This is a genomic window from Streptomyces sp. PSU-S4-23, from assembly GCF_055632315.1.
Map to the genome: position 1 here is coordinate 516,814 of NZ_JBVMUU010000002.1, position 21,594 is coordinate 538,407.

Consider the following 21,594-nt stretch of genomic DNA (forward strand, 5'->3'; position numbering starts at 1 on the left):
GCTCGCCGAACACCGCTGTGTGCGCGGCCCGAGGCTTCCTCGGGCCGCGCACAGACGTGACCTCGGGCCACGCACAGACGTGAGGCGCGCCTCGTGATGTGAGGCGCGCCTCCGGTGAACCCGGTCAGCCGATCGTCCGACGCCACCGAGGGCCGATCTGCTCCCACTCCCGGTCCCATGCCTGCATGCGCTGCCGTTCGAGGCGTCCGCGCACCAGCCACCCGCCGGCCAGCACGCCGCCCGCGGCACCGAACCCCGCCAGAGCGCCCACGAGCGACGCCTGCAGCCGTGCCTCCGCGGCGGTGGCCGGCTTGGGGATCAGCTCGCCCGCCCGGTCCGTCCACACCGTGGTCGCGCTGCCGGCTCTGCTGCCGGCATCGACCTTCGCCAGACCCGTGTGGGCCGAGCCGTCGGCCGCGGTCCAGCGCACCTGCGCCCACACGGCGCCGTCGGTGTAGGGCGTCGCCTGCGGGAGCTTCGCCGCGTCCTCGGCCAGCACGGCCCGCACCGGGGAACTCTGCGCGCGGCGCGCGTCGAGTCCGTCCTGCACCGCTCCTGCCGCGGCCTGTCCCGCGAACACTCCGGCCAGAAGGACGAAGAACCAGGTGAGGAGCACGATCCACGCCTCCACGCGGTCGCTGCGACGCCGGAGGGAGTTGCGCCGCCACCGCCAGAGCCACCTGTTCCTCGCCGTCGTGCGCCGTGTCGTCGCCATCCGTCGTCACCTTCCTCCGCTCGCCGGCGGGCCCCGTGACACCCCCCTTGCTGCAAACGTCCCACGGCCCCCCTCCCCGCAGGAGGGGCCGACCGGGCACGCTGCCGGGACGTCCGGGCCCGCCGGCGGACCCGGGGTCACGTGATGGTCCCGGCTCCCCAGGGCCGCCGGGTGGACTGCGGCAGATCGGGGTCGAGGTCCGGACGGCGTGGCAGCCCCACGAGCGCGCAGTCCACGTCCACGACGCCCTCGACACCCCGGACCAGGCGCGTGGTGATGGGCACGAGCGTGGTGTCCGGGATGCGGCCGGTGAGCTTGACGACGCCGTCGTGGACCTCCACCTGGATGGGCTCCCGCAGCTCGGGGAACAGCCGCGCGATGATCTCGTCCCGGACCTCCTGGGCGATGTCCTCGTCGTCCCGCATGAACACCGTGAGCAGGTCGGCGCGGCTCACGATGCCCACGAGCGCGCCCTCGTCGCCGACGACCGGCAGCCGCTTCACCCCGGCCCGGGCCATGATCCGGGCGGCCTGCGCCAGGGTGGCCGTGGCGCGGACGGTGACGGCCGGCGCGGTCATCAGGTCCTGCGCGGTCACGGCGTCGGCCTTGGCGAGGCCGGACAGCCCCTGGAGCCGCGGGGTCCGGCCCGGGTCGCGGTCGCGGAACTCCTCCTTGCGCAGCAGGTCGGCCTCGGAGACGACCCCCACGACCTTCTTCCGCTCGCCTTCCACCACGGGAAGGGCACTGACCTTCCACTGCCGGAGGGTCTTCACGATGTCCTTGAACGTCGCATCACGGCTGACCGCCACCACTCGGCCCGTCATGACATCGCTCACGAGGTGGGGGGTGCGTTGCATGGTGCCCTCCGGTGGTGCTGAGGCGGGGACCGTCCTGCGACACCTCTCAGTCTCCGTCACCCCCCGGCCGGGGGCATGGGCCGAGTGGCCCCGTCCCGTGCCGGAGCCCATGACGGAGTCCTCCGCGGGCCCTGCGGGTCCGGTTGCGGACGGGCCGCGGAGGCGGAGTCTGGTGGCGTCGGGGTGCATCGGTCCGGGTCCGGCGGACACCCGCGTTCCAGGGCGGGGCGGCGCCCCGGGGCCGGGGGCCGACCGGCCCAGCGGACGGGACGCCCGGCACCTCCCGCCCCGAGGGGGCCCGTCCGACGCTGGAACGGCACCGAGCCCGTGCAGACGCCGTACCGAGCTGAGGAGCACAACGTCATGGTCCGTTACGTGTACGACTTCGCGGAGGGCGGCCGTGACATGGCCGACCTGCTCGGCGGCAAGGGTGCGAACCTCGCCGAGATGACCCGGCTGGGCCTGCCGGTGCCGCCCGGTTTCATCGTCACGACCGAGGCGTGCCGGGCCTTCCTGGCCACCGGCGCAGAGCCGGACGGGATGTCCCGGGAGGTCTCCCGGCACCTGTCGGCCGTGGAGGCCGGCGCGGGGCAGCTGCTGGGCCAGCCGGACGACCCGTTGCTGCTCTCCGTCCGCTCGGGGGCCCGGTTCTCCATGCCCGGCATGATGGAGACGGTCCTCGACATCGGCCTCAACGACGACTCCGTCCTGGGCCTGGCCAAGTCCTCGGGCAGCGAGCGGTTCGCCTGGGACTCGTACCGGCGGCTGGTCCAGATGTTCGGCAGCACGGTCATGGGCGTGGACTCCGCCTTGTTCGAGCGGGCCCTCGAGCGGCTCAAGGAGCTGCGCGGCGCCCCCGACGACCTGCGCCTGGAGGCGGGCGACCTCGCGGAGCTGGTGGAGGCCTACAAGACCCTGATCCGGGACGAGACGGGCGAGGACTTCCCCCAGTCCCCCGCCGAACAGCTCCGCCGGGCGATCCTCGCGGTCTTCCGGTCCTGGAACGGCGAACGCGCCCGTCTGTACCGGCGGCGTGAGCACATCCCCGACGACCTGGGCACCGCGGTCACCGTGCAGCGCATGGTGTTCGGCAATCTGGGGGCGGACTCCGGGAGCGGGGTCGCCTTCACCCGCGACCCGGCCACCGGACGGCCCGGCCCCTACGGCGACTACCTGTCCAACGCGCAGGGCGAGGACGTCGTCTCCGGCATCCGCAACACCGTGCCGCTGGCCGGCCTGGAGCGGCTGGCCCCGGACGCCTACCGGGAGCTGTGCGCCCATCTGCGGACGCTGGAGCAGCACTACCGGGACCTGTGCGACATCGAGTTCACCATCGAGCGCGGCAAGCTGTGGATGCTGCAGACCAGGGTAGGCAAGCGCACCGCCGAGGCCGCGTTCGCCATCGCCGCCGAGCTGGTCGACGAGGGGCTCATCGCCCCCGACGAGGGAGTGGCCCGGGTGAGCGGCGAGGGACTGGCGCGGCTGATGTTCCCGCGCTTCGACGTCTCCGCGACGGGTGCGGCGCTCGCTCATGGCATCGCGGCGTCGCCGGGTGCCGCGTTCGGTGCCGTGGTCTTCGACTCGGCGGAGGCGGTGCGGCGCGCCGCGGCGGGCGAGAAGGTCGTCCTCGTACGCCAGGAGACGACCCCCGACGACCTGCCCGGTATGGTCGCCGCCCAGGCGGTGCTGACCAGCCGCGGCGGCAAGACCAGCCATGCGGCCGTGGTCGCCCGCGGCATGGGCAAGGTGTGCGTGTGCGGCGCCGAGGAGCTGGCCGTGGACACCGGGGCCCGGCGCTTCACCACCCGCGACGGCACCGTCTTCGAGGAGGGAACGGTCGTCTCGGTGGACGGCTCCGCGGGCGCCGTGTACCCGGGGGCGGCTCCGCTGGTCGACTCCGCGGTCATGCGCTACCTGGAGACCGGCGAGCGGGACCCCGAGTCGGCCGGGGTGGTCGACGCGGTGGCCCGCGCGCTGCACCAGGCCGACACCGTACGGCGGATGGAGGTGCGGGCGAACGCGGACACCCCCGAGGACGCCGCGCGTGCGCGCCGCTTCGGCGCCCAGGGCATCGGACTGTGCCGTACCGAGCACATGTTCCTCGGCGACCGCCGCAAGCTCGTCGAGGAGATGATCCTGGCCCCTGCGGACGCCGAGCGCGACCGTGCGCTGGAGGCGCTGCTGCCGCTGCAGCGGCGGGACTTCACCGGCATCCTGGAGGCGATGGACGGCCTGCCGGTCACCATCCGCCTCCTGGACCCGCCGCTGCACGAGTTCCTGCCGGACCGCACGGAACTCGCCGTCCGGATCGCGGCCGCCGAGGCCGCCGGCAACCCGCCGGACCCGCACGACACCGAACTCCTCGGCGCGGTGAACCGCATGCACGAGGAGAACCCCATGCTGGGGCTGCGCGGTGTGCGTCTCGGCCTGGTGGTGCCGGGCCTGGTCGCCATGCAGGTGCGGGCCGTGGCGGAGGCGGTCGTCGAACGCACGAGGGCCGGAGGATCGCCTCAGGCGGAGATCATGGTGCCGCTGGTCGGCGCCGTGGAGGAACTCCGGCTCGCCCGCGAGGAGGTGGAGCGGGTCCTGGCCGAGGTCTCCGAGGAGTCCGGGGTGCCCGTGCGGTGCCCGGTCGGCACCATGATCGAACTGCCGCGGGCCGCGCTGACGGCGGGCCGGATCGCCGAGGAGGCGGAGTTCTTCTCCTTCGGCACGAACGACCTGACCCAGACCACCTGGGGCTTCTCCCGCGACGACGTCGAGGCGGCGTTCTTCTCCGCCTACCTCGACAAGGGGGTCTTCACCACCTCCCCGTTCGAGACGATCGACCGCACGGGCGTGGGCCGCCTGGTGGAGATCGCCGTCGCCGAGGGGCGTGCCGCCCGGCCCGGCCTGAAGATCGGCGTCTGCGGTGAACACGGCGGCGACCCCGACTCCGTCCACTTCTTCCACACCGCCGGGCTGGACTACGTCTCCTGCTCCCCGTTCCGCGTCCCGGTGGCCCGTCTGGAGGCCGGCCGCGCGGCACTGGAGGGGACCGACACCAGCGACAGCCGGTGAGGAGAACGCGGTGAGGGGGGAGGGCCCGTGGCCCTCCCCCCTCACGGGTGCCGCAACGGACGCGGCCGCCCGTCAGTCGTGCGGCACCACCGCGACCGGGGCCGCCGCGTGGTGCAGCACCGCGTGGGTCACGGGGCCGATGTGCGGGCCGACCGGCGCGGGGCGGCTCTTGCGGCCGACGACGACCAGTGACGCGTCGTGGGAGGCGTCCGCCAGGTGCGCCCCCGGTGTGCCGATCACGACCTGCTCGGTCGTCTCCACATCGGGGAACTTCTCGCGCCACGGACGCAGGCCGTCGGCCGGCTTCCGGCCGTGGACCACGCGGAGCGCGGCGTCGCGCCGGGACGCCGCGTCGAACGCGAACTCCAGGACCGCCTCGTCGGGGTCGTGCTGGTCGAGGCCGAGGACCACATCGCGGTACGGGCCCGCCGTGGCGGGCCCCACGGGAGCGGACAGGTGTTCGTCCGCCGCGTCGGTGCCGGCCCGTACGAGAACGACCGGCCGCTCGGCGCGGGCCACCACGGCCAGCGCCACGGATCCGAGCAGTACTCCCGCCGTCCGACCCAGGCCCCGTGACCCGAGCACCAGCAGCTCGGCCTCGCCGGCGGCGGCCAGCAGGACCGCCGCGGGCTGTCCCGCCACCCGGTGGGCGATGACCCGCAGACCGGGGTGACGGCTGGTCACCGAGGCCCGCACCTCGCGCAGCATGCTCGCGGACCGGTCGGCGTCCGGCGGCGGCACGGCCTCCCCGGCGAAGGGCACATAGCCGTAAGGTTGCTGGTCACCGGCGTGCACAAGGCGCAGGGCGGCCGATCGGCGCAGCGCCTCGCGGGCAGCCCAGTCGACTGCGGCAAGGCTCTCGGGCGAGCCGTCCAGGCCGACGGCGACGGTGGGGGACATGGCGGGCCTCCTTCGGTGTCACCTCCACCCTGGTGGAGGTGTGGCCCGTGTCAGGAGGGCCCACAGGTCCCTGTGTGCCGCCGACCGGCCCTCGGCGGCGGCCTCACCGGGCCCGGCGGGCGGCCCCGGTGAGGGCGCGTCACGCGCGGGGGTGCCACCGGGTACGGGTGCGCCGGCCCTCTCGGCGGGGTCCGGGACGGCAGGACGACAGGTCGACCCCGTACAGGCTGCGGCCGGCCACCAGGTCGCGCCCCGTCACCAGTTCCGGCTCGATGCGCACGAAGACCTCCTGCGGCCACGGCACCCAGGAGCGCGGTCCCGTCCGGGCCAGCCGCTCGTGTTCGGCGGGGTCGGTGACCACCGCCGCCCGCCCGGTGACGACGACGCTCCAGCCGGACTGCGCGGCCGCGTCGATCTCGTCCGCCTCGAAGGCGACCACCGCTCCGTCGACCGCGCGGACCAGCTCCGAGGTCGCGGAGGTACGGAACACCACCGCGCCGTCGCCGTCCACACTGAAGTTGAGCGGCAGGACCGCGGGCAGGGCATGACGTGTGTGGACGATGCGACCGACGGGAGCCTTGGCCAGCAGGCGCAGGCACTCATCGCGTTCGAGTTCGCGGAAACCGTCGTTCGGGTACATCAGTCAGTCCGTCTTCCGTCAGTCCGTTGTGCGCCTGGCACGGCGGCGCTGCCGTACGGAGCGAGGTCGTGTCACGACACCGTGATGCGACGCCCGGTGATGCTGAGGGGGTCGATGCGGATCCACATGTTGCGTTCCGGGACCGCCCAGGGCTTGCTGTACGCCTGCTCCTCCAGTCGCTTCACGGCTTCGGCGTCGGTCACGGTGCGGGCGTGTCCGCGTACGAGAACGCTCCAGCCCTGGCTGAACGCCTCGTCGATACGGTCGACCTCGAAGGCCACCTGCGCGCCGGACGCCTGTGCCGGCACGGCGTCGGGTGCGGTCCTGAAGACGACCGAGTCCCCGACGATGCCGTAGTTCACGGGGACGATCAGGGGCCCCGAGGCGGTGGGCACCGCCACCCGTCCCACGCCGTGCGTGGCGAGCAGGTCCCGGCACTCCTGCGGGGTCAGTTCGGTGAACTGCGGGTGCCGCCCGGCCTGTCCCATGCCAGGCGGCAGATCGACGTCACCGCCGGTGAGTTCGAGCACCGTGGTCTCCAGCGCGCCGGCGAGCCTGAGGAGGGTGGCCACACCCGGAGCGGCGGTGGGCTGCTCCTCCAGGTACTGCAGATAGCTGGGGGCCATGCCCGCCCGCGCGGCCGTTTCCTCCTGGGACAGGCCGAGTTCCTCGCGCCGGACGGCGACGCGGCGCCCGAGATCGCCCGTGGGGCGGCCCAGCTCGTGCGGTGCGTGTGCGGCCATGGCCCGTCACTTCCTCTCGTCACGCCGCCCGGACGGCGACGACTTCGTGCTGCTCCCCGCCGAGCACCACCTTGAGCGCACCGGTGTCGGCGGCGCGAGCGAAGACGTCGTACGCCTCCTCCATCCGGTCCAGCGGGAAGCTGTGCGTGACCAGCGACGAGGTGGGCAGCCGTCCGGCGACCGCCATCCGCAGCAGCGTGGGCGTGGAGTAGGTGTCCACCAGGCCGGTGGTGATGGTGAGGTTCTTGATCCACAGGTCCTCGAGGTGCAGGGTCACGGGCTTGCCGTGGACGCCGATGTTGGCGACGTGCCCGCCGGGCCGGACCATGCGGGTGCACATCTCGAAGCTCTCCGGCTCTCCGACGGCCTCCATGACCACGTCGGCGCCCAGCCCGTCGGTGAGGTCGGCGATCAGCTGCTCGGGGGTTTCGCGGGCGTCGGCCAGGACGTCCGCGCCGAGCTGCTTGGCGGCGTCCAGGCGGGCGGGCATGAGGTCCACGGCGATGATGCGCTCGGGCGCGAACAGGCGGGCCGTGGCGATCGCCGCGAGCCCGACGGGGCCGGCGCCGACGACGGCGACGGTGTCCCCCGGCCGTACGTGCCCGTTGAGCACGCCCACTTCGTAGGCGGTGGGGAAGATGTCCGCGAGCAGGACGGCGTCCTTGCTGTCCAGTGCGCCGGGCAGTACGTGGACGGACAGGTCGGCGTAGGGCACACGCACGTACTCGGCGTGGGTGCCGTCGATCAGATGGCCGAGTATCCAGCCGCCGCCACCGCGGCACTGGCCGTACGTGCGCTCCCAGCAGTAGCCGCAGCGGCCGCAGGCGGTGATGCAGGAGACCAGGACGCGGTCGCCCGGCTGTGTGGTGTGCACGTCGCTGCCGATCTCGACGACTTCGCCGACCGCCTCGTGCCCCAGCACCGTGCCGGGGCGCACCTCGGGCACGTCGCCCTTGAGGATGTGCAGGTCGGTCCCGCAGATGCTGACGGTGTCGATGCGCACGATCGCGTCGGTGGGTTCCTTGATCGCGGGGTCCGGAACGTCCTCCCAGGCGGACTGTCCGGGGCCGTGGAAGACGAAGCCCTTCATGACGATCCTTCCTTCCCTCTCCCCGGGTCTCCGGCTCCGGTGCGTGCCGGAGGCCGGTGCGGCCGGGCGTCCGAAACGATGCCGGGATTGCCCTGCACGTCCAGCTTGTCCAACCCCCCTGGGCTTGGCTTGGGCCGGTCGGCCCTCATCGCGGCGCCGGACGGGGCCGTCCGGGGGGCGGGGCCGCGGCGGGCGGGCACCGGCACCGAACGGCCGGGACCGGCACCGAACGGCGGGAACGGCGGGGACCGAACGGCCCTTCCGGGCGGCCCGCCGTTCCCGCTTTCCTCGCACCATGCCGGAAACCCCCCTGTCCCCGCCCAGCCGCACGGAACGCGCCGACGGCGCGACGGCCGTCGTGGAACTGTGCGGTGAGATCGACATCCTCACGGTGCCGCCGCTGGAGGCGCGTCTGGACGCGCTGACCGCCGGTCCGCACCCCGATGTGGTGCTCGACCTGCGGCCGGTGACCTTCATCGACTGCACCGGCCTCGGTCTGCTGTGCCGGACCCGCAACCGGGTCATGGCACGCGGGGGCCGGCTGCGGCTCGTCAGCGACAGCGGCTCCTTTCTCAAGATCCTGCGGCGGACCGGTCTGGCCGGTGCGTTCGAGCTCTGCTCCGGGCCGCCCGGCGGCCTCGTGACCGGGCCGCAGGCGTGCCTCGCCGCCGTGGCGGGCTGATCCGCCGCCGGAACCGCCCCGCCGCAGGGCCCTTCGTCCCTCCCGAGAGCCGACCGGCCCACTCCGGGTGCACGGACGCCGACGGAGGATGAAGGTGCACAGGACTGACCTCCGCAGGAGAGCGTCAGGAGAGCACGGCGCGCGTCCCGCCGGCCGCGGCGCACTGCGGCCGCCGGGCAGGACGCCGGGAAGGCGGGCGTTCGGTGAAGGAGACGTTGTCCCTAGGGCGGATCGCCGGCATACGCGTCGGCCTGAACTGGAGTGTGCTGGTCATCGTCGCGCTGGTGGCCGTCGTCCTGGCCGACGGGCGGCTCCCCATGGTCCATCCCGGCCACTCCGCCTGGACGTACTGGGCACTGGCGCTGCTGACGGCGGTGGTCTTCCTCGCCTCGCTGCTGGCCCACGAGCTCGCGCACGCCGTCGTCGCCCGCCGCAACGGCGTCCAGGTCGACGGCATCACGCTGTGGATGCTGGGCGGTGCCGCCCGCCTGCGCACCGAGGCGCCGACGCCGGGGGCGGAACTGCGCATCGCCGCGGTGGGGCCGCTGACCAGCGCCGTGGCGGGCGGGCTGTTCGCCGGCCTCGCCGTGTGGCTGGACGCCCTGCATGTGTCGGGGCTGCTGGTCGAGTCCGTCGCCTGGCTCGCCGCCATCAACATCGTGCTGGCCGTCTTCAACGCCCTGCCCGCCGCGCCGCTGGACGGCGGACGGCTGCTGCGCGCGTTCCTGTGGTACCGCACCGGCGACCGGCTGCGCGCGACCCGGGGCGCCTCGGCCGCGGGACGGGCCCTGGGCTGGTTCATGGTGGTCACAGGGTTCGCGGCCGTGCTCTTCGCCGGCAACCTCTCGGGGATGTGGGCGGCCCTGATCGGCTGGTTCCTCATCGTCACGGCGACCGCCGAGGCCCGCCAGGCGGAACTGCGGGGGGTCCTGAACGGCGTCCCGGTCAGCCGGGTCATGACCCCCGACCCGGTCACCGTCCCCGAGACGATGACCGTCGGCCTGTTCCTGGGCCAGGCGCCCTTCGACCACTACCGCCACTCCGCCTTCCCGGTCGTGACGCCCGACGGAGACGTGGCGGGGCTGGTCACCCTCGGCATCCTCAACCAGGTGCCCGCGGACGCCCGTTCGAGCACGACGATGGGCGACGTGATGCGCCCGCTGCCGGAGGTCGAGACGACCGCCCCCGGCGACATGGTGGTGGATCTGGTCCCCCGCCTCCAGGAGAGCAGGGAGCGCCGGGCCCTCGTCCTCGACGGAGGCCGCCTGGTCGGCATCGTGACGCTCGCCGACATCAGCCGCGTGGTCACGTGGCTGACCGCGGCCACGCGCCCGGGGAGCTGAGCACCGACGACGCCGGACACGAGCCGCCGGTCCCGCGGCCGGGGCCGTTCGGCCCCTGCGCGCGGCGGGTCGCGGACGCCAGGGTGGAGGCCGGGGAGGGACGGGACCCTCCCCGGTTGCCAGGAAGGCGGATCGCCGTGGACCACGTGGTCGTTGCCTGTGTCGACCGGCCGGAGGGCGAAGGCGGGGCGGTGTCCGACTGGGCCGCGCGCGAGGCCCGGCTGCGGGGGCTGCCGCTCCGGGTGGTCCGTGTCCCGTCGGCGGACGGTCTGGAAGCGGCCGCGATGGTCGTGGCCGGTGTGCCCCGGACGGACGCCGGGGCCGGCCCGCCGCCGGACACGACCGCGCGGAGCGTGCTGCGGGCCGCCGGGTGCCCCGTCGTGCTGGTGCCGGACGGACTCCGGCGGACGCGTTCGCTGTGGGGTTCCGCGGAGATCACGCTGGGGGTGGACGCCCGCGAACCGGATCGGGCCGCCGTCGACTTCGCCTTCGAAACCGCCTTGCTCCGGGGGGTGCGGCTGCACGTGGTGCACGCCTGGGCCCTGCCCGCCCGGGCCGCCGGGCTGCCCTTCGGGGTACCGGAGGAGGACCGCGCCACCTGGGAGGACCACGAGGTGCAACTGCTGGCCGACGCGATGCGGCCGTGGCGCGAGAAGTACCCGCAGGTGCGGGTGCGCGAGGACGTCCTCCTGTTCACCCCGGCACAGGCACTGGTCCACAACTCCGCCGCCGGCGCGCTGGTCGTGGCCGGGCGGCGGTCCGGCGGGGTGCCGGGAGCCGTCGTACGGGAGCTGCTGGAGAAGGCCGAGTGCCCCGTCGCGGTGGTGCCGTCGTAGCGGGCCGCGCACCCGGGCGGGGCCCGGTGCGGCGCACGGAATCCCGGTGCCCGTCGTGCGGGGCACCGGGATTCCGTGCACTGGTCAGCCGGTCCCTTCCGTCCGGCTCCCGAGTTCCCCGGCGATCCGCGCCGCCCATTCGCGGATCCGGGGGAAGTCACGGAAGTCCCCGGCCATCCCGGAGCTCAGCATCATCCGGGCCACACGCCCCGTCGCGCCCTCTTCGAGGCACCCCCCGAAGGTCCTGTGCTCCCGGGTGTCCAGCCGCGCCATGGCCCGCCGCACCCCCGGCACGGGCGGGATGTCCCGCTCCGAGGCCGAGGAGTCGAGCGGCCCGCTGCTGAAGAACCACAGCGGGCGCCGCGCGAGGTCCCCGCGGTGGCGGTGGACGAACCGCCGGGCGTCCCGGTGCCAGCGCCCCTTGTACAGAGCGCCCCCGACCACCACCGCGCAGTACGGTGCCACACTCGCCACGGAGGCGGCGGGCAGCGCCTCGGCGGTGATCCCGTCCCTGCGGAGGGCGCCGGCGACGGCTTCGGCTATCCGGGCCGTGGATCCGTTCGTCGTTCCGTAGGCGACCAGCACCGTGCCGGGCATGGCGGTCCGTCCCCCTCTCACAGCCTGCGCAGCCAGTCGTCGGCCACTCCGTGCAGGCGCGGTTCGTCGGGGTGCAGCCGGGAGTCGTCCAGCCGGTAGGTGAGCTGGTCGACCACGGCGACCACGCCGTCGATGTGCTTCGTCATGGAGACGGCGATCTCCGCGTCGCTCTTGCGCTCCATGTGTCCGGTGAGGGTGACCACGCCCTCCGTCACGGAGACGTCGACGGCCCGCGGTGCCAGCCACAGCGTGCGCACCAGCACTTCCCCGGTCACCTCGTCGCGGATGTCCGCGTCCGGCCGCAGGAAGACCTGGAGCAGGTCGCGGCGGGTGACGATGCCGACGAGGCGGTCCTCCTCGTCCAGCACCGGCAGGCGCTCCACGCGCCGCTGCGCCATGGTCCGGGCGGCCTCGGCGATGGTCTCCTCGGCGTGCACGGTGACGGGGGGCTCGGTCATCAGCTGGCCGGCGGTGCGGGCCCCGGCCTTCGCGGCCTGCTTCCGGGCCCTGGGCGTCAGACCGCGCAGGCGGAAGCCGCTCTTGGGCTCGTAGGGGTCGGGCGCCTCCGCCTGACGGGCCATGAGGTCGGTCTCGGAGATCACGCCGATGACCTTCTCGTCCTCGTCCACGACGGGCAGCCCGCTGATCCGGTTGTCGGCCAGCAGATGTGCGACCTCCTTGAACGGGGTGCCGTACCGGGCACGGACGACGTCCGTGGTCATCACGGAGCCGACCTTGTTGTGCTTCATGACTGTTCCCTCCTCAGCGGAGTCGGCGCAGATGGGGATCCTGGGGGCGGCGCGGCAGCAGGCGTACGCGTGCGTCGAGCACGGTCACTGCGCCCGGTGCCGCGAGAACGGGGTTGAAGTCGACCTCGGCGAGCTGCGGCAGATCGCTCGCCATGCGGGACAGGCGCAGCAGCAGCTGCTGAAGGTCCTCCAGATCGACGGGCGCGGCGCCGTGTGCGCCGAACAGCAGCGGGGCGCAGCGCGGGCCCGTGATCAGGTCGTGGACGTCGTTGTCGGTCAGCGGGGCGAGCCTGGCCGCGTGGTCGGCGAGCACCTCGGTGGCGGTGCCGCCGAGTCCGAACAGCACGAGCGGGCCGAAGACCTCGTCCTGGACCACGCCGGCGAACAGCTCGGTGCCGCGTGCGGCGAGCGGCTGCACGACCACGCCGTCCATCAGGCCGGCGAACCGCCTGCTCAGGTCCTGGAAGGCGGCACGCACCTGGGCGTCGCCCTGCAGGTCGAGATGGACCGCGCCCTGCTCGGTCTTGTGCAGCAGGCCCGGCCAGTGGGCCTTCATGACGACCCGGCCGTCGGGGCCGCGCAGCCGCTCGGCCGCGCCGACGGCGTCGTCCTCGGTCTCGGCCCAGGCCCAGGGGAGCTGCGGTATGCCGTAGCAGGCCAGGAGGTCGGCGCAGGTGCGGGGGTCGAGCCAGCCGCCGTCGGGGTGTGCGGCGAGATAGGCGTCGGTGACCTCCAGGGCGCGCTCCGTCTCGATCCCCTGGAGCGCGGGGACGGTGCCGACGGGCCGGGCGAGCCAGGACGCGCGGCGGGCCGCGTGGGCCAACGCGCGCGCCGCCGCCTGGGGTTCGGCGTACGAGGGGAGGGTGCCGCCGCCCGTGACGGGCAGCAGCTTCACCGGCAGGTCCTGTTCGAGGCGTACCGCGACGAGCGTGCGGGCCCGGTGCGCGGGGCCGCCGGTGACGGCCCGCACCAGGACGTCCCCGGTCGCGGCGGCGACCGCCGTCGGCACGAGGGCCACCAGGACGGCGTCGATGCCCGGGTACCGCATCAGCCGGTCCACGCACTCCCTCAGCTGTTCCTCCGTGACGGCGGCGCCGGCGTCGACCGGGTTGCCCGCGCAGGCCCCGTCGGGCAGCAGGGCGAGCAGGTCGTCCCTCACCTCGGACGTGAACGGGGGCAGGTCGAGTCCCGCCTCGGCGCAGGCGTCGGCCGCCAGGACACCGGCGCCGCCCGCGTTGGTGACGATCGCCACGCGCGGGCCCGCCGGGAGCGGCTGGGAGCGCATCAGGGCCGCGGTCTCGAGGAGTTCGGCGACCGAGTGGGTGGCGGTGATGCCGGCCTGGGTGAACAGCGCCTGCCGGGTCACGGTGGGGGTCGCGGCCGCCGCGGTGTGCGACGCGGCGGCACGGCGGCCCGCCTCGGTGCGGCCCGCGTCCACGGTCAGCAAGGGCATACGGCGGGTCACGCGGCGCGCGGTGCGGGAGAACGCCCGCGGGTTGCCGAAGGACTCCAGGTGCAGCAGGGCGAGATCGGTGCGCCCGTCGCTCTCCCACCACTGGAGCATGTCGTTGCCGCTGACGTCGTACTTGTCCCCGAGGGACACGAAGGACGAGACGCCGATGCCGAGCCGGGACAGTCCGTCGAGCAGGGCGATGCCGACGCCGCCGGACTGCACGGCGACGCCCGCGGTCCCGGGGCGCGGGTGGCCGGCGGCGAACGTGGCGTCAAGCCGCAGCGCCGGGTCGGTGTTGGAGATGCCGAGGCAGTTGGGGCCCACCAGCCGCATGCCGTAGGTGCGGCACGCCGTCATCAGCGCCTCTGCCTGGGCGCTGTCGAGGCCGGCCGTGACGACGAGCAGCGCCCGTACGCCCGCCTTGCCGCACTCCTCGGCGGTGGCGGGGACCGCCGCGGCGGGCACGGCGACGACCACGAGGTCGGGGGTCATGGGCAGGGCGCTGACGGAGGGGTGGCAGGGGACGCCGAGGACCGAGGAGACGCTCGGGTTCACAGCGAAGAGGCGGCGGGTGAAGCCGCCCGCGTGCAGGTGGTGCAGGATGGCCCGTCCCACCGATCCGGGCTTTCGGCCCGCGCCGACGACGGCCACCACCTCCGGCCTCAGCAGCGGCTCCAGGCTGGCCACGTCGGCGGCCCGGCCGCGCTCCTCCACGGCGGACAGATAGGCGTCGTTCTCGTCGAGTGCGAAGGTCCAGCGGACCTCGGGGCCCTCGAAACGGCGCACCATCCGCAGGCCCAGGTCGGTGAAGAGCCGCAGCACCTCGCGGTTCTCGCTGAGCGCGTCGGCCTGGAAGGTGGTGATGCCCTCCGCGCGGGCGGCCGCGATCAGATGTTCGACGAGCAGGGTGCCGACGCCGCGGTGGTGCAGCCCGTCGGCGACCGCGATGGAGATCTCGGCGCCGTCCGGCTCGCCGCCCGTGTCGTACTCGGCGAGGCCGATCACCCGGCCGTGGCGCTCGGCCAGCAGCGCGCCGTAGCCGGCGTGCGGGGGGTTGCACGCCCGTTCGGCGGCCAGGGCACCGGAGCGCCGGTTCACCGCGAAGAACCGCATCCGGAGGTTCTCCGGGGACATCTCCTCGTAGAACCGCTGCAACTGCTCGTGGTCGCCCGGCGCCACGGGGCGGATGCACACCGTGGTGCCGTCCGCGAGCAGGGCGTGGACCGTGGGGCGGCTGAGCACGTCGTGCGCCATCGCGGGTCTCCTCCCAACCTGTCGACACGTCGAGCATCCAGCGGACCGGGCACTGATCCCATGGGCTGTCCGGGGCGGGTGGGGGGCCGGACGGCCCTAAAGCCGCCGGTCGTCCGGCATGCCCCGCCGCACACCGCCGAGTGGGCGGACGCGGACCCGGAGCGGTCAGGCGGGCGGCCTCCGGCGGACAGGTTCGGCCGTTGTCGGGCCACTAAGCGACATGGGCCCGCGGAGCTGTTCGGTTTGCGCTGAGATGGCCGACTCATGGTGAGCCTGGGGACGGGTAGGGAAATGAGCGACTTGGCCGAAGCGTCCATGTCCCGCCCCACCGATGTGGTGGGGCAGGAGACGTGCCGGTGCGGTGCGCACCACCGGGCGGGCGGCCCGGCGGCCGCCGAGGAGAGGTTCCGCGGGCTGCTGGAGGCCGCGCCGGACGCCATGGTGATCGTCGACGACACCGGCACCATCCGGCTCGTCAACGCCCAGACCGAGGCGCTCTTCGGCTACCACCGCGACGAGCTCCTCGGCCGGCCCGTCGAACTCCTCGTCCCCGGCCGCTTCCGCACCCACCACACCGCACACCGCAGCGCCTACGCCCACAACCGTCAGGTCCGCCCCATGGGCGCCGGGCTGGATCTGTACGGGCTGCGCAAGGACGGCACCGAGTTCCCCGTCGAGATCAGCCTCAGCCCCCTGGAGACCGCCGACGGCCTCCTGGTCTCCGCCGCCGTGCGCGACGTCAGCGAACGCAAGGCCGCCGAGGCGAGGATCAACGAGCTCGCCGCGCTGGTCGAGTCCTCGCAGGACGCCATCCTCGCCAAGACCCTCGACGGACGCATCACCTACTGGAACGCGGCCGCCCAGCGGTTGTACGGGTACACCGCGGCCGAGATCCTGGGGCGGCACATGTCGGTGCTGGCACCGGCAGAGCGGCAGGACGAGATCGTCACACTGCTGGAGCGGCTGCGCCGGGGCGAGAAGGTCGAGCACTTCGAGACGCTGCGGGTCACCCGCTCCGGCGGCCTGCTCGACGTCGACGTCACCTTGTGGCCCACCCGTGCCCCGGACGGCACGGTCCAGGGGGCGTGCGCGATCGTGCGGGACATCGGCGACCGCAAGCGCGCCGAGGCGGAGCTGACGGAGCTGTACGAGCAGCAGCGGCACATCGCCCTCACCCTGCAGCGCAGTCTCATGGGCACCCCGCCCGCCATCCCCGGCCTGCCCACCGCGAGCCGCTACCGGCCGGCGACCCAGGGCGCCGGCGTCGGCGGCGACTGGTTCGACCTGATTCCGCTCGGCGCGGGCCGGGTCGGGGTGCTGATCGGCGATGTGATGGGCCGCGGGCTGGAGGCCGCGGCCGTCATGGGCCAGCTCCGGTCCGCCGCGCACGCGCTGGCCAAGACCGGGCTGCAGCCCCGCCAGTTGATGCAGGCCCTGGACAGCGTCGTCGCCGACCTCGACGCCCCCGACCAGCTGGTCACCTGCTGCTACCTGGTGATCGCCGCGGACACGGGAGAGGTGACCATCTGCTCCGCCGGGCATCTGCCGGTGCTCGTCGCCGTCCCGGGTGAGGAGGCGCACACGCTGCCCGCCCCGGTGAACGCGCCCCTCGGTGTCGGGGGCGTGCTGCACGAGCAGTGCTGCACCACGATCCCGCGGGGCGCCACCCTCGTGCTCTACACGGACGGGCTGATCGAGACGCCGGGCACCGACATCGAGGACCAGCTCGACCGGCTCGTCGCGACGCTGGGCAGGCTGGCCACCGCGGCCCCCGACCTGGAGGCCGCCGCCGACCACGTCCTGGCCGCCATGCTGCCCGACGCGGACGGCCACGACGACGTCACGCTCCTGCTGACGCGGTTGCCCGCGGCCCCGCTGGCCTCGGCCACCACGGACCTGCCCTCCGCGCCGGAGTCGGTGCCGGCGGGCCGCGCCTTCCTCGACCGGACGCTCGCGACGTGGGGCTGCGCGAAGACCGCGGACGACGCGCGGCTGCTGCTCTCCGAGGTGCTCACCAACGCCGTGCGGCACGCCCAGGGCCCGATCGGGATGCATGTGTGCCGCACGGACACCGACCTCACCGTCGAGGTCAGCGACCGCAGCTCCCGCCTGCCCCGGCCGCGCCTCGCGGCCGAGGACGACGAGTCCGGCCGCGGACTGCTCCTGGTGCGTGCCCTCGCGGCCGACTGGGGGGTGCGGCCCACCGACGACGGGAAGACGACGTGGTTCAGCCTCAAGCTGTAGCGGTTCCCCACGAACGGCCCCGGTCGGCGGCGGGCGGGCCGGCGGCGCGGAGCACGGTCATCAGGCCCAGGTCCAGTCCGCGACCTCGGGCATGTCCGTGCCGTGCTCGCGGATCCAGGCGTGGTGGCGGGTGCGGGCGTCGGCCATGTGCTGGCGTACGGCGGCGGCGCGGACCGCCAGTCCGGGCACGCGGTCGATGACGTCCATGACCAGTCGGTAGCGGTCCAGGTCGTTGCGCACCACCATGTCGAACGGCGTGGTCGTGGTGCCGGCCTCCTTGTAGCCGCGCACATGCAGGTTCTTGTGGCCGGTGCGGCGGTAGGCGAGGCGGTGGATCAGCCACGGGTAGCCGTGGTACGCGAAGATCACCGGCTTGTCGGTGGTGAAGAGGCCGTCGTACTCGAAGTCGGTCATGCCGTGCGGGTGCTCCTCCTTGGGCAGCAGCCGCGTCATGTCGACGACGTTGACCACCCGGACCGCGAGCTGCGGCAGGTGGCGGCGCAGCAGTTGCGCGGCGGCCAGCACCTCCTGCGTGGGCACGTCACCGGCGCAGGCGAGGACCACGTCCGGCTCGCCGCCGTTCTCGGTTCCGGCCCACTCCCAGATCCCGGCGCCGCGCGCGCAGTGCACGCGGGCCTGGTCCATGGACAGCCAGTCGAAGCAGGGCTGCTTGCCCGCCACGATCACGTTGACGTAGTCCCGGCTGCGCAGGGCGTGGTCCGCCACGGACAGCAGCGTGTTGGCGTCCGGCGGCAGATAGACGCGGACGACCTCGGGGCTCTTGTTGAGGACGTGGTCGACGAAGCCGGGGTCCTGGTGGGAGAAGCCGTTGTGGTCCTGGCGCCATACGTGCGAGGTGAGCAGGTAGTTGAGGGAGGCGATGGGGGCGCGCCAGGGCAGCTCCCTGGACGTCCTGAGCCACTTGATGTGCTGGTTGACCATCGAGTCGACGATGTGCACGAACGCCTCGTAGCAGGAGAACAGTCCGTGCCGGCCGGTCAGGAGGTAGCCCTCCAGCCAGCCCTGGCAGAGGTGTTCGGAGAGGATCTCCACCACCCGGCCGTGCCGGTCGAGGTGTTCGTCCACCGGCAGCCTCTCGGCCTGCCATGCCTTGCCGCTGGCGTCGAAGACCGCCTGCAGCCGGTTCGAGGCGGTCTCGTCCGGGCCGACCAGGCGGAAGTCCCGCCGGGCTGCGGTGTCCTTCATGATCTGTTCGAGCAGGCCGCCGAGGATCCGGGTGGGTTCGTGGAGGGTGGCGCCCGGCTTGTCGACGGGTACCGCGAACGCGTCCAGGGACGGGATCGGCAGATCGCGGACGAGCAGCCCGCCGTTGGCGTACGGGGTGGCGCCCAGCCGCCGGTCGCCGTCGGGTACGCAGGCCAGCACGTCGGCGCGCGGGCGGCCGTCGGTGCCGAACAGCTCCTCGGGCCGGTACGACGTCAGCCATTCCTCCAACTGCCGCAGGTGCCCGGGGTTTTCGCGCACGCCGGCCAGCGGGACCTGGTGGGCGCGCCAGGTGCCCTCGACCGGTTCGCCGTCGACCTCGGCCGGCCCGGTCCAGCCCTTGGGGGTGCGCAGCACGATCACCGGCCAGTGCGGCCGCTGTGTGACGCCCTCCTGGCGCGCCGTGCGCTGCATCAGGGCGATGCGGTCCAGCGCGTCGTCGAACGCCTCGGCCAGGGCGCGGTGCACCGTCATCGGGTCGTCGCCGGTGACATGGATCGGCTCGTGGCCGTATCCCCGCAGCAGCGCGTCGAGTTCGGGCTCCGGGAGACGGGACAGCACGGTCGGGTTGGCGATCTTGTACCCGTTGAGGTGGAGGATCGGCAGGACCGCGCCGTCGTGGACCGGGTCGAGGAACTTGTTGGAGTGCCAGGAGGCGGCCAGCGGTCCGGTCTCCGCCTCCCCGTCCCCGATCACACAGGTGACCAGCAGGTCCGGGTTGTCGAAGGCGGCTCCGTAGGCGTGGGCGAGCGAGTAGCCGAGTTCGCCCCCCTCGTGGATCGAGCCGGGCACCTCGGGCGCGACATGGCTGGGTACGCCGCCGGGGAACGAGAACTGCCTGAACAGCTTCTCCATGCCCGCCGCGTCCCGCGTCACGTCCGGATAGGTCTCGCTGTAGCTGCCCTCCAGCCAGGAGTTGGCGAGCACGGACGGACCGCCGTGGCCCGGTCCCCAGATGCACAGCGCGTCGAGGCCGCGCGCCTTGATGACGCGGTTGAGGTGGGTGTACACGAGGTTGAGCCCGGGCGAGGTGCCCCAGTGGCCCAGCAGCCGCGGCTTGATGTGCTCGGGCCTGAGGGGCTCGGTCAGCAGCGGGTTGGCCATCAGATAGATCTGGCCCGCCGCCAGGTAGTTGGCTGCCCGCCAGTGGGCGTCCAGGGTGCGCAGTTCCTCGTCGCTCGGTGTGGTGCTGTGCCGGTGTTCGGGGGCCTTGGGCATCGGTGACTCCACTGGTCGTCGACGGTGGTCATCGGTTGCGGAGCGCGGCGGCCACGCCGCGCGGGAGGTACGAGCGCCCCCGTCATTCTCGCTGGGGGACGACGGCGACGGGGCATGCCGCGTGGTGCAGCACTCCGTGGGCGACCCGGCCCAGCTGGAGCCCGATGTGCCCGGGGCGGCGCCGGGCGCCCACGACCAGCAGGTCCGCGTCGGCGGCGGCGTCCAGCAGGATCGTGCGGGCCGGGCCCTCGACCGTACGGCGGTGCAGGTCCACGTCCGGCGGGACGTCCCGCAGCGCCGCGTCCAGCGTCTGCGCCGCCCGCTGTTCGTGCAGGTGCGCGGGTTCCGCCGCCAGCTGCGGATGGTCGGTGGTCTCGTGGGCGGGGCACCGCCAGGCCCGTACGGCCTCCAGGGACGCGTGGCGCCTGTGCGCCTCCTCGGCCGCGAACCGTACGGCGGCCGAGTCCCCCGGGTGCTCGCCCACGCCGACCACGATGCGGCCCCGGGGTCCGGCCGGGGCCGGGCCGTCGTGGCCGCCGCGCACCACGATCACGGGGCAGTCCGCGTGGGCGGCGGCCGTGAGGCTGACGGAGCCGAGGAGCAGTTCGGCGACGGGGCCGCGGCCGCGGCTGCCCACGACCAGCGCGGCGGCCTGCCGTGCCTCCCTCAGCAGGGCGTACTCCGGTTCCTCGGCCAGGATTCCGGTGGAGACCTCGATGTCGGACCGGCGCAGGCGCGCACGGCGCTCGGCGGTCCCGACGATGTCCTCGGCCTTCATCTGCTCCTCGGCCTCACCGGTGTGCCGGCCCGGAACGGCGCCTTCGTAGCGCTCCCACAGCGACGCGTACACCAGGCGCAGCGGCAGCCCGCGCAGGGCGGCCTCGTCGGCCGCCCAGTCGACCGCCCGCAGGCTCGGCTCGGAGCCGTCGACGCCCACGACCAGGGGGAGTTGCATCGTTGTCACCCTTCCGTTGCGAGGTCGAAGACGATGCGGGCCCTGACCCGGCCGCCGAGCACGTCCTCGATGGATTCGTTGAGCGAGGTGAGCGGCCGGGTCTCGCGGATGACCCTGGTGCGCCCGGCCGCGTGCAGCTGGAACACCTCCGCCAGGTCCTGCCGGGTGCCCACGATGGAGCCGATCACCGAGGTGCCGTTCAGGACGGTGTCGAAGATCGGGACCGGCATGGTGCCGTGGGCGGGAAGGGCGACCATGACGAGCTTGCCGCCGCGGCGCAGCCCCGCGTTCAGCGCCGAGAAGGCGGCCTCGTTCACCGCCAGCGCGAGCGCGGCGTGCGCGCCGCCGTGGCGTTTGAGGACCTCGCCGACGTCGTCCTTGCGGGCGTCGATGACGAGGTCGGCGCCCAGCTCGGCGGCGAGTCGGAGCTTCTCGTCGGTGACGTCGATCGCCGCGACCCGTGCTCCGGCGATCCTCGCGTACTGCAGCGCCAGATGGCCGAGGCCGCCGACACCGGAGATCGCGACCAGTTGGGCGGGCCGGACACCGGCGACCTTGAGTGCCTTGTACGTGGTCACGCCGGCGCACGTCAGCGGCGCGGCGTCCAGCGCCGTGACGCCCTGCGGTACGGGCTGGGCGAAGTCGGCCCAGGCCAGCATCTTCTCGGCATGGCCGCCGTCGCAGCCGTATCCGGTGTTGATCTGCCGCTCGCACAGGGTCTCCCACCCGGACAGGCAGTGCTCGCACCGCCCGCAGGCCCAGCCCAGCCACGGCACGGCCACGCGCTGTCCGACCGCCAGACGGGTGACGCCCTCGCCGAGCTCCTCGACGAGACCGACGCCCTCGTGGCCGGGCACGAACGGCGGAGTCGGCCGCACCGGCCAGTCGCCGTGCGCCGCGTGGATGTCGGTGTGGCACAGCCCGGACGCCTCGACACGGATCCGGACCTGGCCCGGGCCGGGCTCCGGGTCCGGGCGCTCCTCGATGACCAGGGGTTCGCCGAGGGCCCGTACGACCGCTGCCTTCATGATGTC

General features: G+C 73.8%; 17 protein-coding genes. 5 read left to right on the plus strand and 12 right to left on the minus strand.

Annotated elements, in window-relative coordinates:
* Positions 1-124: 124 nt before the first annotated feature.
* Both ACZ79I_RS03095 and ACZ79I_RS03100 read right to left on the minus strand, forming a co-directional pair.
* Complete coding sequence (locus ACZ79I_RS03095) at positions 125-715, minus strand: Rv1733c family protein (protein ID WP_471493822.1); 591 nt, start codon at positions 713-715, stop codon at positions 125-127.
* A gap of 137 nt (positions 716-852) precedes the next feature.
* Positions 853-1,572 carry a CBS domain-containing protein gene (locus ACZ79I_RS03100; RefSeq protein ID WP_471493824.1) on the minus strand — a complete coding sequence of 240 codons (720 nt, stop codon included), beginning with the start codon at positions 1,570-1,572 and terminating at the stop codon, positions 853-855.
* A 363-nt stretch (positions 1,573-1,935) separates the two neighbouring features.
* Here ACZ79I_RS03100 and ppdK point away from each other — a divergent pair, with 363 nt between their 5' ends.
* Positions 1,936-4,632 (plus strand): pyruvate, phosphate dikinase, encoded by a 2,697-nt coding sequence (ppdK, locus tag ACZ79I_RS03105; protein WP_471493826.1) that lies wholly within the window; start codon positions 1,936-1,938, stop codon positions 4,630-4,632.
* Positions 4,633-4,704: 72 nt separating this feature from the next.
* Here ppdK and ACZ79I_RS03110 read toward each other — a convergent pair whose 3' ends face one another.
* From ACZ79I_RS03110 to ACZ79I_RS03125, 4 genes are all read right to left on the minus strand, one after another.
* Positions 4,705-5,532, minus strand: coding sequence for a universal stress protein (locus ACZ79I_RS03110; protein ID WP_471493828.1), 828 nt, complete (start codon positions 5,530-5,532; stop codon positions 4,705-4,707).
* Positions 5,533-5,671: 139 nt separating this feature from the next.
* Positions 5,672-6,172, minus strand: a complete 501-nt coding sequence (locus ACZ79I_RS03115) for a pyridoxamine 5'-phosphate oxidase family protein (RefSeq protein WP_471493830.1) — start codon at positions 6,170-6,172, stop codon at positions 5,672-5,674.
* A 71-nt stretch (positions 6,173-6,243) separates the two neighbouring features.
* A complete protein-coding gene (locus ACZ79I_RS03120; protein ID WP_471493832.1) occupies positions 6,244-6,915 on the minus strand; it encodes a helix-turn-helix domain-containing protein in 672 nt (223 codons plus the stop codon).
* A 19-nt stretch (positions 6,916-6,934) separates the two neighbouring features.
* The gene (locus tag ACZ79I_RS03125; protein WP_471493834.1) at positions 6,935-8,005 is read right to left on the minus strand and encodes a zinc-dependent alcohol dehydrogenase family protein; all 1,071 of its coding nucleotides are present in this window, start codon (positions 8,003-8,005) and stop codon (positions 6,935-6,937) included.
* A gap of 295 nt (positions 8,006-8,300) precedes the next feature.
* Between ACZ79I_RS03125 and ACZ79I_RS03130 the strand changes: the two genes are divergently transcribed.
* The 3 genes from ACZ79I_RS03130 to ACZ79I_RS03140 all read left to right on the plus strand — a co-directional run bounded on the left by ACZ79I_RS03130 (position 8,301) and on the right by ACZ79I_RS03140 (position 10,866).
* A complete protein-coding gene (locus tag ACZ79I_RS03130; RefSeq protein ID WP_471493835.1) occupies positions 8,301-8,687 on the plus strand; it encodes an STAS domain-containing protein in 387 nt (128 codons plus the stop codon).
* Between the two features lie 203 nt (positions 8,688-8,890).
* On the plus strand, positions 8,891-10,030 hold the full coding sequence (locus ACZ79I_RS03135; protein ID WP_471493837.1) for a site-2 protease family protein: 1,140 nt from the start codon (positions 8,891-8,893) through the stop codon (positions 10,028-10,030).
* Positions 10,031-10,167: 137 nt separating this feature from the next.
* The gene (locus ACZ79I_RS03140; RefSeq protein WP_471493839.1) at positions 10,168-10,866 is read left to right on the plus strand and encodes a universal stress protein; all 699 of its coding nucleotides are present in this window, start codon (positions 10,168-10,170) and stop codon (positions 10,864-10,866) included.
* Positions 10,867-10,950: 84 nt separating this feature from the next.
* On the opposite strand, the gene ACZ79I_RS03145 is transcribed toward ACZ79I_RS03140, so the two are convergent.
* From ACZ79I_RS03145 to ACZ79I_RS03155, 3 genes are read right to left on the minus strand one after another with little or no spacing between them, the layout of a single operon-like run.
* Complete coding sequence (locus ACZ79I_RS03145) at positions 10,951-11,463, minus strand: flavodoxin domain-containing protein (RefSeq protein WP_471493841.1); 513 nt, start codon at positions 11,461-11,463, stop codon at positions 10,951-10,953.
* A 17-nt stretch (positions 11,464-11,480) separates the two neighbouring features.
* Positions 11,481-12,212 carry a CBS domain-containing protein gene (locus ACZ79I_RS03150; RefSeq protein ID WP_471493842.1) on the minus strand — a complete coding sequence of 244 codons (732 nt, stop codon included), beginning with the start codon at positions 12,210-12,212 and terminating at the stop codon, positions 11,481-11,483.
* A gap of 13 nt (positions 12,213-12,225) precedes the next feature.
* Positions 12,226-14,919, minus strand: coding sequence for a bifunctional acetate--CoA ligase family protein/GNAT family N-acetyltransferase (locus ACZ79I_RS03155; protein ID WP_471493844.1), 2,694 nt, complete (start codon positions 14,917-14,919; stop codon positions 12,226-12,228).
* Positions 14,920-15,210: 291 nt separating this feature from the next.
* Here ACZ79I_RS03155 and ACZ79I_RS03160 point away from each other — a divergent pair, with 291 nt between their 5' ends.
* A complete protein-coding gene (locus ACZ79I_RS03160; RefSeq protein WP_471493845.1) occupies positions 15,211-17,163 on the plus strand; it encodes a PAS domain S-box protein in 1,953 nt (650 codons plus the stop codon).
* A gap of 60 nt (positions 17,164-17,223) precedes the next feature.
* On the opposite strand, the gene ACZ79I_RS03165 is transcribed toward ACZ79I_RS03160, so the two are convergent.
* The 3 genes from ACZ79I_RS03165 to ACZ79I_RS03175 all read right to left on the minus strand — a co-directional run bounded on the left by ACZ79I_RS03165 (position 17,224) and on the right by ACZ79I_RS03175 (position 21,588).
* Positions 17,224-19,605, minus strand: coding sequence for a phosphoketolase family protein (locus ACZ79I_RS03165; RefSeq protein WP_471493846.1), 2,382 nt, complete (start codon positions 19,603-19,605; stop codon positions 17,224-17,226).
* Positions 19,606-19,687: 82 nt separating this feature from the next.
* Positions 19,688-20,560, minus strand: a complete 873-nt coding sequence (locus ACZ79I_RS03170) for a universal stress protein (protein WP_471493848.1) — start codon at positions 20,558-20,560, stop codon at positions 19,688-19,690.
* A gap of 5 nt (positions 20,561-20,565) precedes the next feature.
* Positions 20,566-21,588, minus strand: a complete 1,023-nt coding sequence (locus ACZ79I_RS03175; RefSeq protein WP_471493849.1) for a zinc-dependent alcohol dehydrogenase — start codon at positions 21,586-21,588, stop codon at positions 20,566-20,568.
* Positions 21,589-21,594 lie beyond the last annotated feature (6 nt).

What these genes read in the sequence shown, in the direction of transcription:
- ACZ79I_RS03125 (WP_471493834.1), bottom strand. Translation starts at nt 8,005, where the DNA reads ATGAAGGGCTTCGTCTTCCACGGCCCCGGACAGTCCGCCTGGGAGGAC.
- ACZ79I_RS03120 (WP_471493832.1), bottom strand. Translation starts at nt 6,915, where the DNA reads ATGGCCGCACACGCACCGCACGAGCTGGGCCGCCCCACGGGCGATCTC.
- ACZ79I_RS03145 (WP_471493841.1), bottom strand. Translation starts at nt 11,463, where the DNA reads ATGCCCGGCACGGTGCTGGTCGCCTACGGAACGACGAACGGATCCACG.
- ppdK (WP_471493826.1), top strand. Translation starts at nt 1,936, where the DNA reads ATGGTCCGTTACGTGTACGACTTCGCGGAGGGCGGCCGTGACATGGCC.
- ACZ79I_RS03170 (WP_471493848.1), bottom strand. Translation starts at nt 20,560, where the DNA reads ATGCAACTCCCCCTGGTCGTGGGCGTCGACGGCTCCGAGCCGAGCCTG.
- ACZ79I_RS03110 (WP_471493828.1), bottom strand. Translation starts at nt 5,532, where the DNA reads ATGTCCCCCACCGTCGCCGTCGGCCTGGACGGCTCGCCCGAGAGCCTT.
- ACZ79I_RS03155 (WP_471493844.1), bottom strand. Translation starts at nt 14,919, where the DNA reads ATGGCGCACGACGTGCTCAGCCGCCCCACGGTCCACGCCCTGCTCGCG.
- ACZ79I_RS03165 (WP_471493846.1), bottom strand. Translation starts at nt 19,605, where the DNA reads ATGCCCAAGGCCCCCGAACACCGGCACAGCACCACACCGAGCGACGAG.
- ACZ79I_RS03115 (WP_471493830.1), bottom strand. Translation starts at nt 6,172, where the DNA reads ATGTACCCGAACGACGGTTTCCGCGAACTCGAACGCGATGAGTGCCTG.
- ACZ79I_RS03160 (WP_471493845.1), top strand. Translation starts at nt 15,211, where the DNA reads ATGAGCGACTTGGCCGAAGCGTCCATGTCCCGCCCCACCGATGTGGTG.
- ACZ79I_RS03095 (WP_471493822.1), bottom strand. Translation starts at nt 715, where the DNA reads ATGGCGACGACACGGCGCACGACGGCGAGGAACAGGTGGCTCTGGCGG.
- ACZ79I_RS03150 (WP_471493842.1), bottom strand. Translation starts at nt 12,212, where the DNA reads ATGAAGCACAACAAGGTCGGCTCCGTGATGACCACGGACGTCGTCCGT.
- ACZ79I_RS03100 (WP_471493824.1), bottom strand. Translation starts at nt 1,572, where the DNA reads ATGCAACGCACCCCCCACCTCGTGAGCGATGTCATGACGGGCCGAGTG.
- ACZ79I_RS03130 (WP_471493835.1), top strand. Translation starts at nt 8,301, where the DNA reads ATGCCGGAAACCCCCCTGTCCCCGCCCAGCCGCACGGAACGCGCCGAC.
- ACZ79I_RS03175 (WP_471493849.1), bottom strand. Translation starts at nt 21,588, where the DNA reads ATGAAGGCAGCGGTCGTACGGGCCCTCGGCGAACCCCTGGTCATCGAG.